The following is a 12520-nucleotide window of genomic DNA, read 5'->3' on the forward strand; positions in this document are numbered from 1 at the left end:
TAGTCGCCTTGGCGATTTTTTTATTTTTTATTACTTTTATTCTTTACAATACATATTTTTTGAGTCATTGTTCCAAGAGGACAGTATACAAAACATGATATTTGCTTAAAGAGAATAATTGATATAAATCTAAGAAGTATTGATATAATCAGAATACTATAAAAAACAAATGCAAATTGAGCCATCCAAGGGTTAATATTAGTTAACTTATAAAAATCCAGAGAAGTTTGTGACTAAATCACATACGGAACGCTAATAAGGTTTATAATATAAATATAGGAGGTAGTTATGAAAAATTTAGAACTTTTATATGATAGATATCCAGTATTAAAAACGATTAATGATCAAAATGAAAATATAATAGATAAAAATGCTTATTTTAAGACATTACAGTTCAATGAATATATATCTTCTTCAAATGGGACTTGCCAAGGAATCTTATTTATAGTAGATGGAATGCTTAAAATTCAGAGGCTTAGTGAAAATGGAGATGAAACAAGTCTTTATGAGATTAAAGAAGGCGAATTATGCCATGAAGCATTAAGTTGCTTGTTAAATTTTAATCCTCTAAACATTATTGGAAGAGCAATAATGAATTCAACTATATGCATAATTCCGATAGAAATTGTGAGAAATTATTTAATTAAAGATTTACAATTCTTAAAGTACATGTATGAAGATTTATATGAAAAATTCAATATAATAATACAAAAACGCGAAGATAAAAATCACAATTCATTACAAACAAGACTTATAAAATTGCTTATAAGTAAGAATAGTAAAATCATTTATGGAACCCATAGAGATTTGGCACTAGAAATAGATTCAACAAGGGAAGTTGTAAGCAGGCATTTAAAATTAATTGAAAAAGAAGGATATATAAAAATAGAGCGAGGTAAAATAATAGTACTAAAAGATTTAAATGAGATGTAAAAAAAATAATTAGCAGAAATAGTGGTAAATGTAAGCTTTATCACTATTTTTACCTATATAAACTGCAGAACAGCTATAGTTATTTGAAATATATTATTCATTAATTCAATCTCTATTTTTTATTTTTAACATAATATATAAATTAAAAAGGTTTTTTTCTTCAATGATGTCTACAATTCCATCATATTTTTTGCAATTTCTCTAATGTTATCAAGACCTATTCCATGAATGAGCTTATTAGGTTTAGTACTTTCTATTTTGCTATTTATATATTTAATGGGTTCTTGTTTTGAATTTATAATTTCAATTATCATAAATAAATCTCTTATATATGATTTTAAATTTATTTCTTTTTTTATAGTTGAGGAAGTGATTTTATTACAGGCTTCTATTGCATTATCTAATGAATTTCCTAAGAGTATGCATAGGTCAAATGAATCTATAGAAGAGTTTTTAGGGATAATAAAATTACAATTAAAATCTATATTATGAGCTGAGGATATATCCAGCTTTTCAGTTATAATGCAATCACTGATTGGGTTACCAGTTTTTATTTTTAAAGCTGATTTTTTTAGTGTATCATCTAACTTCAATAAATACGATTTTAATTCTGATAAATTATTGTTAAAAGCTAATGATTTCAAGCATATAATATGATTTTTCATATCATGTTGAATTTTGCTTGTATCATTGTAAAACTTTTCTAAATTTTTTATATGATTGACCTGGCATTCAAATTGATGTTCCATAAGAATAATTTTATGTTTTTCTTCTTCAGAGTCAATCATTCTTTTTAAAACATATGCAATTATAAGGAGAGAAATTCTTGGCTGATTTTAATGTTTTATAGCTGCTTGATAAATCAAAAAGATTATTCATGAGTTCATCAGTTTTATCTAAGTTGTCAGTAGTTTTATCTGCATTATCTTTGTTTGATTTAGCAGAATCTTTATTGGCATTGCTATTTTTAAGATTAGTGGTTTCTTTTCTTTCTTCCATTTGGATTTGTGAAATTTGTTTGTCAATGTTTTGAATCTGTGAATCATATTCCTGTAATTTAGAAGCACTTTCTTTAGGAGCAATATCATTTGTTTTTTTAGCTTTTTCATTATTAGTAGAAATATTAAATTTTAATGGTGAATTTATTTTCATAATTTCTCATCCTTCCTAAATTTGATATATTATTCATATCGATAAAAAAGGAATATATAATTACAAATATGTAATGAAAGGTCAATAAAATGTAACAGATAGTTTTTATGAATATTTATATTAGTATTAGGTAAAAATAATTTGAAATATAAGTTGGAGTAAAAGAAAGATTATTATGGAATATAAAATAAATAAAAAGAATAATGTAAAAATTCTTTGTTTACAATTACTATATACAATATGCAAATGGGTAGCACTTAGTTTAACTATGGGAATAACAATAGGAATAGTAGTAGGCTATTTTAATATAATCTTAAAGGCTGCAAATGATTATAGAAGTGATTATAATTATTTAATATATTTTTTACCCATAGCAGGTGTTATCATTGCCTATATGTATGTAAAAACTGAGAGAAATGCATATAGCGGAGAAAATCTTTTGAAATCAGAAGTTCAAAAAGCAGCAAAGAATATTCCTGTATATATGATGCTTGTTGTATTTATAGGATCACTACTTACAACATTCTTTGGTGGTTCTGCCGGTAAAGAAGGTTCAGGAGTAGCAATGGGAGGAACCTTTGGAGATTTTTTATCTCGTAAATTTAAACTAAATGATAAAGAACATCGTACACTTGTTATAAGTGGAGTAGGTGGTGCTTTTGGCGTTTTATACAATGTTCCTTTTGCAGGTGCTATTCTTGGGATGGAACTTGTATTAAAAGGAAATTTTAATTATGAATCATTAATCCCAGCATTTTTGACCAGCGTCACAGCCAATGAAGTCGCACAAAGAATAGGAAATAAAGCAATAGAGTATAAGGCTTTAGATTTAGGTACTTTAGATTTTATATTAATATTAAAATTAATAGTTCTTGGAATATTATTTGGTCTTGTAGGCTTGCTATTTAATTTCATGTTAGATAATAGTTCAAAAGTATATAGCTATTTTATAAAAAATCCATTAATAAAAGGTTTTGTAGGAGGAATATTAACAATAATTTTATTTTTGATGTTAGGTGAAAACTATAATGGTCTGGGTCAAAAATTTATAAGCTCCTCTTTTGAAACGCCAGCATCACCATTAGCTTTCTTTTGGAAAATAGTATTTACAGCAGTTGCATTAGGATCAGTGTTTCAAGGTGGGCGTGGTAATCCAGTATTTTTTACAGGAGCAACATTTGGAAGCAGCATTGCTGGATTATTTAATTTACCATTAGAAAATGTAGCTGCACTTGGAATGATAGGAGTGTTTTGCAGTGCACAGGCTTTGCCTATAACCTCAATAGCCATTGCTATTGAATATTTTGGATCAAATGAAGTAATGGCTATAATAATAATAATGGTAATAAGCTATAGTATTTCAGGTTTTTATGATATTTTCACTAAAAGAAAATTAACTAAAGGAAAAAGTACGTTATTTATGAGAACATATGATGATAAAAATGAAAATGAAGATTAAAAGGATTTGAAACTTTATCAGAACCTTTTATTATGGATGCAATATGTAACTATGTTATAATTAATTTTTTATTTTAGAGGCTTTTCACTTGTGATTTGCCTCTTTTAAATTATCTTGAAGAAATAATTTAAATATAAATTTTGTAATTGAAAATTATTTGCAATTAGTGAAAAAATATGCTAATATAAATCCAGAGGAAAATTAAAAATCATTTTCAATTAATATGCAATTTTAATTAGTATGATAGGAGGTAGTCATATGCCATTAATGTTAGCAAATAAAGGACATGAATTATGTATAAAAAAAATTACTGGGAATGATGAGACAAAAAGATTTTTAAACAGTTTAGGTTTTGTAACCGGAGAAAATGTTACAGTTGTTTCAGAATTAGGCGGAAATATGATTATAAATGTTAAAGGGTCAAGAGTAGCTTTGGACAAAGGTATGGCAAGCCGTATCATAGTATAAATATGTTTAGGTTAAGTTATTAGAATACAATTTTAGAATTAATATTGAATTGCTTTTATAATATATAATTTATATTCGAAAATTGTTGATATAAAGTTTTAGGGAGGATAAACTATGATGACATTAAAAGAAATTAAATGTGGTGAGACTGTTAAGGTAACTAAAATTCAAGGAGAAGGCCCTATACGTAGACGTATTATGGATATGGGAATTACAAAAGGGTGTGAAGTTTTTGTTCGCAAAGTAGCACCACTTGGTGATCCGATTGAAGTAACTGTTCGTGGATATGAATTGTCACTTCGTAAAGCTGATGCAGAAATGATAGTTGTTGGATAATTTGTTTAGATTTTTAATGATAATGAGAGTCAATAATTTATGCGAGAGATTTTTTAATTAGAAAGAATTTTTTTATTTATATGAAATAATATATGAGTTTTTAAGTGAATTGTAAAAATTAAGGGGGAAATAAAATGTCAATTAAAATAGGTCTTGCAGGTAATCCAAACTGTGGTAAGACAACAATGTTTAATGACTTAACAGGTTCAACACAATATGTTGGTAACTGGCCTGGAGTAACAGTTGAAAAAAAAGGCGGAAAGCTTAAGGGCCATAAAGATGTGGAAATAGTAGATTTACCAGGAGTTTATTCTTTATCACCATATACTCTTGAAGAAGTAGTTACACGTAATTTTATGATTGAGGACAAGCCAGATGCTATTATTAATATAGTTGATGCGTCTAATATTGAAAGAAATTTGTACTTGACTACGCAAATATTAGAACTTGGCATTCCAACCGTTATAGCATTAAATATGATGGACATAGTTGAAAAAAACGGAGACAAAATAGACTTAAATAAATTATCAGACATTCTTGGATGCCCTGTTATTGAAACTTCAGCATTAAAGGGAAAAGGCATTAAAGAAGTAGCTGAAAAAGCAGTTGAACTTGCAAATGAAAAGAAAAAATTTAATTTTGAAGTGCCATATTCAGAAGAGTGTAAGAATGCACTTTCGGAAATTGAAAAGTTTGCTAAAGAAAATTTATCTTCATCTAATATTGAAAGCAAATATTTAGCAATAAAGCTTTTTGAAAGAGATGAAAAAATAGTTGAAAAGTTACAATTAAATGAAAGTAGTTTAAAAGAGATAGAGAATATAGTAAAAAAATGTGAAGATGAATTAGATGATGATAGCGAAAGTATAATTACATCTGATAGATATGCTTTTATTGGAACAATTGTATCAAAAGCAATTAAAAAAGCAAACAATTCTAATGAATCAACATCAGATAAAATAGATAAGATTATTACTAATAGATTTTTAGCATTACCAATCTTTGCGGCAATTATGTGGGCAGTATATTACATATCTGTAAGCTCAATTGGAACTATAGTTACTGATTGGACTAATGATACTTTATTTGGGGAAATCGTAGCGGGAAATGTTGGCAATTGGCTTCAAGCTTTAGGAGTTGCAGATTGGTTATATAGCTTAATCATAGATGGTTTGATTGGTGGAGTTGGAGCAGTTCTAGGATTTGTTCCTCAAATAATGCTATTATTCTTATTCTTATCTATACTAGAAGACTGTGGATATATGGCAAGAGTTGCATTTATTATGGATAGAGTTTTCAAAAAGTTTGGATTATCAGGAAAATCATTTATACCAATGCTTATAAGTTCTGGCTGTGGAGTTCCAGGAATTATGGCAACTCGTACAATGGAAAATGATAGAGATAGAAAAATGACAATTATGCTTACTACATTTATTCCATGTGGAGCTAAACTTCCTATTATTGCTTTATTTGCTGGAGCACTATTTGGAGGAGCTTCATGGGTAGCACCTTCTGTTTATTTCTTAGGAATTGTAATGATAATTATTTGTGGTATTATTTTAAAACAAACAAAGCTATTTAAAGGTGAACCAGCACCATTTGTTATGGAATTACCTCAATATCACATTCCAAGTGCTAAAAATGTATTACTTCATATGTGGGAAAGAGGTAGAGCATTTATAGTTAAAGCAGGTACAATAATATTTGTTGCTTGTGGAGCAATTTGGTTCTTAAGTTCATTTAACTTCAGGCTTGAAATGGTAGATGCCGGTGAAAGTATATTGGCAGCTATAGGTAATGTATTTGCACCGATCTTTGCACCACTTGGATTTGGTAACTGGCAAAGCTCAGTAGCTTCAATTAGTGGTCTTGTTGCAAAGGAAAATGTAGTTGGAACATTTGGAGTGTTATTTGGTGTAGCAGAGGCAGCCGAAGATGATCCGACACTTCTTCAGCATGTTTCAGGAATGTTTACTATAGCTAGTGCGTATGCATTTATTGCATTTAATATGCTTAATGCACCATGTTTTGCAGCTATAGGAGCAATACGAAGAGAAATGGGTTCGTGGAAATGGATGTGGATTACAATAGGTTTCCAAACAGGTACAGCATATTTAGTAGCCCTTGTTATTAATCAAGTTGGAAGTTTTATTGGTGGCTATGGAAGCTTTGTTGGAGCTGCAATTTCAGTAGTAATACTTATTGTAGTAATTGCACTAGTAGTAATGTCTGGTAGAAGCTCAGAAAGAGTTAAGTCAAAAGGACAATTAAGTTATAGCAAATAATTTAAGTTAAAAGATAAAAAGTTAGATTATAAAAATATATTTATGAATACTTAGAAGTAGTAGATTAACCAATATAAAATATAGATACCTAAAGAGATTCATACTTATGCATGTAACCTCCAAAGAGTATATGTTACATTAAAGCAGAGTTAATACTCTTTGGGTATCTATTGTTATATTACAATAAAGGGAGTGATATATATGTCAACAGCAATTATAGGAACTATTGTAATTGGCGCTATGGTATTTGTTGCTATAAAACAATTTAAGAAATCTAAAAGTGGAGGAAGTGGCTGTGGTTGTGGTTGTTCAGGATGCTCTTCAGCTAAATCATGTCATGGAATCAATATAGTAAATAAATAGCACATGTAAAAGTTATATTGAGTATTGAATAGGATAATGTTATATGCCATAACTGATGTGATTTTACATGAGTTATGGTAATTTTTATACTCTAACTTGAGTTCTAAGTAAAGAATATTTAAATTAAAGAATGAAAATTACATAAAGAAGATCTGGATTTTAGGAGGAATTAAAATGGCAAATTACATAATAGTATTTATTATTTTAGTCATCGCTATTTTTTCGATAAAAGGTTATATTAAGAAATTAACAGTCGGATGCTGTGGCGGAGAAAGAGAAATTAGAAAGAAGATTAAAGTAGACTTAAATGATTATAAGTACTCAAAAATTATGAATATAGAAGGCATGACATGTAAAAATTGTGTTGCGCATGTTGAAAATGAACTTAATGATTTAGACGGTGTTTATGCAAAAGCTAATTTAAAGAAAAAATGTGCAGTTGTAAATATGAAAGAAGATATTAATAATGATGTTCTTGAAAGAACAATAAAAAAAGCGGGATACTCAGTTCTATCAATTACGAAAAATTAATGTTTTATGATAATGATAATCATTGAAATTTTTAAATAAAGAGTTATAATATAATTATAACTAGGACTGGATAATTATAGAAGGATGGTGAAAGTTAATGAAATTAGTTATTATAAGACATGGAGAAAGTGAATGGAATAAACTAAATCTATTTACTGGATGGAGCGATGTCGATTTATCTCCTAAAGGCATAGAAGAAGCTAAATCAGCAGGAAAGAATTTAAAAGATAAAGGATTAGATTTTGATATTTGTTATACATCTTATTTAAAAAGGGCAATTCATACTTTGAATTTAGCGTTAGAACAAATGGATAGAGAGTGGCTTCCAGTAATTAAGACATATAAACTAAATGAAAGACACTATGGAGCATTACAAGGATTAAATAAAGCAGAGACAGCAGAAAAATACGGAGAAGAACAAGTTAAAATATGGAGAAGATCATTTGCTGTAAGACCACCAGTTTTAGATGAGACAAGCATCCAAAACCCAAAGAATCAAGAGCAATATAGAGGTATAAATAAAGATGAGCTACCTCTTGGCGAAAGCTTAGAAGATACAATCAAGAGAGTTGTTCCATATTTTAATGATGTTATAAAGAAGGACATGCTAGCTGGTAAAAGAGTATTGATTGCAGCACATGGTAATTCTATAAGATCATTAGTAAAATATTTTGAGAATCTTTCTGAAGATGAAATTTTAAATGTTAATATACCAACTGGTGTTCCATTAGTATATGAATTTGATGATAATTTTAAGGTAGTAGATAAATATTACTTAGGTGATCAAGAAGAAATTGAAAAGAAAATTAACAGTGTGTCTAATCAAGGAAGTATTAATCATAAGGAAATAGAGACTGTGTAATAAAAATTATAAATAAAAGTTGCTATTATATAATAATAGTGATATAATAAGTATAAAGATAAAAAGTTATTAAGTGGTATATATTTTCTCCTTAAAATAGAGAATCATATTAATCAATAATGATCTTTTTAATAATAAGGAGGAATTAACATATGGAAGATAAGGTTTTAGTATGTAAAGATTGTTCACAAGAATTTATATTCACAGTTGGAGAACAAGAATTTTACAAAGAAAAAGGTTTTGAGAATGAACCAGTAAGATGTGCTGATTGTAGAAGAGCAAGAAAGCAACAAAATAATAGAAGATAATTTTAGCAAGATAAGAGTTGTAAGGTTTTCTTACAACTCTTTTTTACAATTATCATAATAAAAGAACTAAAAAAGAGGGATATTAATAGATGGGGAAAATAATAAAAATAAACATGTACGCTGAAAAGAACAGAATGAATAAAGACTATACTGATATAGAAGCGGTAGAAAATAACTTTAAAAGCTACAATAAATGGCTAGAAAAAAATAATAAGTTAGATAATATTGAGCATTATACAACATTTCTAAATAGATAAATTTAATTCTATACTTTAATAATTTATTACAGATAAGTAATGTTATTAATTTTAGAGCTCAGTAATTAATATTACAATACTTATTCTTAATATAATATTTTAAACTTAACAAATATTTTTAATTTATATAATCTAATTTTTACAAACTATATATTAACTAAATAGTATGTATATGTCTTACTTTAATCTTTAATAGAAGTCTGTTATTTCTCAAACAAAAAATATTAAATATAATAAAGTACTTATATTTCAACAAAATAATTATCTTCGTAAAATTAATATTATGATTTGACCTAGGCAAATAATCCTTTATCTAAGGAAGGAAGATGATATAATGGATAAAAGCGTATTTTCATATTTGGATAAAAAATATAGATATTTAAATAATTATATAAGGACCATAAATAAATATTTATTTACGGACCCAAAGAGAGCGATTGAGCAGGAAAGAAATTATGTTGAAAATTTAACTCAAGAAATAGCTAAATTAGAAGGATATGGATTGTTGAATAGCATGACGCAATTTGAACGATTAAGAAAATTAGAGTGTGAAGGAGTTTTGAATCATAATATACAAAAGTCATTTCATATGGTACGGGTATTGGAAACCAAAGCTGCTTTTTCTGACATTAGAGGACAAATTGAAGCAGCATTAAGTATAAATAGGAATATACATGCAATCACAAGCTGGTTTGTAAAATCATATATATATCCTAAATATGTGATATCATCATATAATAATCCAATACTACAACAAGATAAAGTATATGCCATCGATAATGATGGCATCGTAGATATTATGAAGAAACAACATAATGATAGTCTTACAGAAAATAATAAATTAAAAGATGAAGTAATGCAAAACAAAAATGATAAAGAAATTGACAGCACAGAATTTTTTCTAGATAGTATATTTAATTAGTATAAAATATTAGTTGATAAATGCGGTAGTGATTTAAGAAATAAAATTTGCAAAGCAGCCTACAATAACAAATATTAATTTAATTATTGCTATTTTTTCAATAAAAATTGTATAAAAAATATAGTAGTTGTTATGATAGAGAAAAAAGGATTAACAGAGCTTCTAATCAGGGGAGTGTTAATCATAAGGGAATAGAGAATGCATAATATAATTTATTAATATATTGAAGAAAATCATAAAAAGAAGTAGTATAGAATATATTTAAGAAGAAAATGCAATAAGGCAAATCTTAGTTAGCCTTATTGCATTTTTTGTTATAATGAATTGTCAAGTGAAGTGAAGCACTTAGTTTGATTTTTGTTAACATTTTTATCTTCATAAATTTGACTATATTTATTCTGGAATATTTACAAACTTTCTTCTTACTTTAATTTCATATAGTAAATATGAGAATATGCCTTTAAGAATGCTTGATAATGAGATACTTATCCATATTCCATTTATACCAAAAGGTTTAATTAATAATAATGCAAATGGAATTCTAAGTGATGTAAATATAATGCTTATGCTTGCTGGAATATTAGGCTTACCTATTCCAGTAAATAGACCATTTGATATCATTTCAATAGCACTAAATATTTGTGAAAAAGCTACTGCTTTTAAATATGCTGCTGCAATTACAATGGTTGCTTCATCTCTTATAAATAATCTAATCATAGGCTTATTAAACAGTAAAAATGCACATGCCATAACCATTGAGTAAATTATTCCAATAAGCAATGCACTTTTATATCCTTCTTTTATTCTCTTAAACTTACTGGCTCCAAAATTCTGTCCGGTAAAGCTTGCAACTGCTCCATTAAGTCCTCCAATTATCATATAGGCAATAGATTCTATCTGAACACCTACTTTTTGTGCTGCTATTGCATCTGATCCAAAAACTGCAATTATTTTTGCTAATAGAATATTTATAATTGTAAATAGAATTCTTTGAAAAGCCATTGGAAATCCGAGTCTAGCAATTTCTTTTATCTTTACATAATCTACGCATATCCCAAAGGTATAGTTAAGAATCCCATTAGAATTTATTCTAAATAAGAAGAACATGATTATGTTGGCACTCAAAGTACTAAGCCCAGCTCCTATAACTCCAAATTTAAAAACATAAATTAGTATAGGATCAAGAATTATATTAAGAATTACTCCAACTGCATTGATTTTAAATGCTAGCTTATTATTTCCAAAACTACCTAATATCCTTGTATACATCATATTAAAAAATGCAAAGAATAAAATAGGTGCATTTAATGCCAAATAGTGATATGCATTTCTTTCAACTTCATAATTATTAAGATTTAAAAATCCTATGAAGCCTTTTCCGGCTAATATTAATACAAGACCAAAGATAATACCTATAATTGTATTAATAATTATGCCTGAATTAATATATTCTTTTACTTCATTACTATCATTTCTACCAATTGCATGAGCTACTTTTATTCCAGTACCAATAACAACTAATGAATTTATAGCATTTCCTATATTTATATACAGGCTTGATGAACCAATGCTTGCAACCGCACCACTTCCAAGTCTGCCTACCCACATCATATCAATCAAATTATAAGTAAACTGTAAAAAAGAGCTTCCCATTATAGGTAACGCTAATGATGTTATAACGGATATAACTTTTCCTTTTGTCAAATCTGTTTCTTTCATTTCTTTCTCCATTCATATAATAAATGTAAGCTTAGAGTTCATTATTTTGTATTCTTAAAACTAAATTTTTAACTTTTTCTTCTATTAATTTAGCAGTTTTTATAAATTCATCATCATTTTTACCAGTAGGATCATCTAAGCCCCAATCTTCTATATGCTTTGCAGGTAAAAAGGGACATACCACATTACATCCCATTTTTATAACTATATCAACTTCAGGGATATCACTTAGTAGTTTAGATTTTTGAGTTTCATTCATATTAAAATCATATAAATCTTTTATTATTCTAACTGCATCCTGATTTATTTGGGGCTTTGTTTCAGTTCCTGCTGAATAGCTTTCAAAAACTCCAGCCCCATAAATCTTCCCTAGTGCTTCCGCCATTTGTGATCTACATGAGTTATGAACACAAATAAATGCTACTTTTTTCTTCATATTTTTTATTCCTTTCAATTTTTAAATTTTATATGTCTATTTTGAATAATTTAATTTTTAAATACATATCTAAAATTTTCGATATGTATAATATTTTTTAAACCATCAACAAAGATGGTTTTATTAAGTATGTCGTATTATTTTATGTACAGCATTTTGTGTTATCAAGGTTAATTTTAATGTTTACTTCTGTTAGTTGTTTTAATAATTCAACTGCATACTCACTACCTTCAGAACTAATTGAATAATAAGTCCATTTTCCTTCTTTACGACTAACTACGATTCCAGATTCGCATAGTATTTTCATATGATGTGATAATGTTGATTGACTTATATTCATTTGATCTAATAAATGACAGGCACATTTTTCACCAGTTTGTAGCATTTCAAGAATCATTAAACGATTTTCATCACAGAAAGCTTTAAATACACGAGAATTAAGTGTATATTTGTTTTCCATGTTATCACCTCATATCTATTTTTACATAT

The 12520-nt window shown here is 27.5% G+C and carries 16 protein-coding genes; 11 read left to right on the forward strand and 5 right to left on the reverse strand.

Annotated features, from left to right (window positions below; all coding sequences use genetic code 11):
* Window positions 1-288 precede the first annotated feature (288 nt).
* Complete coding sequence (locus tag CNEONATNEC86_RS05405) at window positions 289-933, forward strand: Crp/Fnr family transcriptional regulator (RefSeq protein ID WP_159135642.1); 645 nt, start codon at window positions 289-291, stop codon at window positions 931-933.
* A gap of 170 nt (window positions 934-1103) precedes the next feature.
* Here CNEONATNEC86_RS05405 and CNEONATNEC86_RS05410 read toward each other — a convergent pair whose 3' ends face one another.
* Both CNEONATNEC86_RS05410 and CNEONATNEC86_RS05415 read right to left on the reverse strand, forming a co-directional pair.
* The gene (locus tag CNEONATNEC86_RS05410) at window positions 1104-1721 is read right to left on the reverse strand and encodes a sensor histidine kinase (RefSeq protein ID WP_159135643.1); all 618 of its coding nucleotides are present in this window, start codon (window positions 1719-1721) and stop codon (window positions 1104-1106) included.
* Complete coding sequence (locus tag CNEONATNEC86_RS05415) at window positions 1714-2085, reverse strand: hypothetical protein (RefSeq protein ID WP_058294233.1); 372 nt, start codon at window positions 2083-2085, stop codon at window positions 1714-1716. Before CNEONATNEC86_RS05415 ends, CNEONATNEC86_RS05410 begins: the two co-directional genes overlap by 8 nt.
* A gap of 175 nt (window positions 2086-2260) precedes the next feature.
* Here CNEONATNEC86_RS05415 and CNEONATNEC86_RS05420 point away from each other — a divergent pair, with 175 nt between their 5' ends.
* The 10 genes from CNEONATNEC86_RS05420 (at window position 2261) to CNEONATNEC86_RS05460 (ending at window position 9876) form a co-directional block, all read left to right on the forward strand.
* On the forward strand, window positions 2261-3544 hold the full coding sequence (locus tag CNEONATNEC86_RS05420; protein WP_159115792.1) for a chloride channel protein: 1284 nt from the start codon (window positions 2261-2263) through the stop codon (window positions 3542-3544).
* Window positions 3545-3802: 258 nt separating this feature from the next.
* On the forward strand, window positions 3803-4012 hold the full coding sequence (locus CNEONATNEC86_RS05425) for a FeoA family protein (protein ID WP_058294235.1): 210 nt from the start codon (window positions 3803-3805) through the stop codon (window positions 4010-4012).
* Window positions 4013-4126: 114 nt separating this feature from the next.
* Window positions 4127-4348, forward strand: coding sequence for a FeoA family protein (locus tag CNEONATNEC86_RS05430; RefSeq protein WP_058294236.1), 222 nt, complete (start codon window positions 4127-4129; stop codon window positions 4346-4348).
* A 134-nt stretch (window positions 4349-4482) separates the two neighbouring features.
* On the forward strand, window positions 4483-6633 hold the full coding sequence (gene feoB, locus CNEONATNEC86_RS05435; protein ID WP_159135644.1) for a ferrous iron transport protein B: 2151 nt from the start codon (window positions 4483-4485) through the stop codon (window positions 6631-6633).
* 201 nt (window positions 6634-6834) lie between these two features.
* A complete protein-coding gene (locus CNEONATNEC86_RS05440; protein ID WP_083498726.1) occupies window positions 6835-6996 on the forward strand; it encodes a FeoB-associated Cys-rich membrane protein in 162 nt (53 codons plus the stop codon).
* 174 nt (window positions 6997-7170) lie between these two features.
* Window positions 7171-7527: a heavy-metal-associated domain-containing protein gene (locus tag CNEONATNEC86_RS05445; protein WP_058294238.1), complete on the forward strand. Its 357-nt coding sequence runs from the start codon at window positions 7171-7173 to the stop codon at window positions 7525-7527.
* 97 nt (window positions 7528-7624) lie between these two features.
* Entirely contained in the window at window positions 7625-8389 is a 765-nt protein-coding gene (gene gpmA, locus CNEONATNEC86_RS05450) for a 2,3-diphosphoglycerate-dependent phosphoglycerate mutase (protein ID WP_159135645.1), read from the forward strand.
* A 152-nt stretch (window positions 8390-8541) separates the two neighbouring features.
* Window positions 8542-8697, forward strand: coding sequence for a zinc-ribbon domain-containing protein (locus CNEONATNEC86_RS05455; RefSeq protein ID WP_058294240.1), 156 nt, complete (start codon window positions 8542-8544; stop codon window positions 8695-8697).
* Window positions 8698-8786: 89 nt separating this feature from the next.
* Window positions 8787-8954 carry a hypothetical protein gene (locus tag CNEONATNEC86_RS21190; RefSeq protein WP_172437842.1) on the forward strand — a complete coding sequence of 56 codons (168 nt, stop codon included), beginning with the start codon at window positions 8787-8789 and terminating at the stop codon, window positions 8952-8954.
* 334 nt (window positions 8955-9288) lie between these two features.
* Entirely contained in the window at window positions 9289-9876 is a 588-nt protein-coding gene (locus CNEONATNEC86_RS05460) for a hypothetical protein (protein WP_159135646.1), read from the forward strand.
* 393 nt (window positions 9877-10269) lie between these two features.
* Here CNEONATNEC86_RS05460 and CNEONATNEC86_RS05465 read toward each other — a convergent pair whose 3' ends face one another.
* The 3 genes from CNEONATNEC86_RS05465 to CNEONATNEC86_RS05475 form a co-directional block, all read right to left on the reverse strand.
* On the reverse strand, window positions 10270-11595 hold the full coding sequence (locus CNEONATNEC86_RS05465; RefSeq protein WP_159135647.1) for an MATE family efflux transporter: 1326 nt from the start codon (window positions 11593-11595) through the stop codon (window positions 10270-10272).
* Window positions 11596-11626: 31 nt separating this feature from the next.
* Window positions 11627-12031, reverse strand: coding sequence for an arsenate reductase ArsC (locus CNEONATNEC86_RS05470; protein ID WP_159135648.1), 405 nt, complete (start codon window positions 12029-12031; stop codon window positions 11627-11629).
* Between the two features lie 142 nt (window positions 12032-12173).
* Window positions 12174-12491 (reverse strand): ArsR/SmtB family transcription factor, encoded by a 318-nt coding sequence (locus CNEONATNEC86_RS05475; protein ID WP_159135649.1) that lies wholly within the window; start codon window positions 12489-12491, stop codon window positions 12174-12176.
* Window positions 12492-12520 lie beyond the last annotated feature (29 nt).

It is taken from the genome of Clostridium neonatale, from assembly GCF_900465025.1.
Lineage (GTDB): Bacteria > Bacillota > Clostridia > Clostridiales > Clostridiaceae > Clostridium > Clostridium neonatale.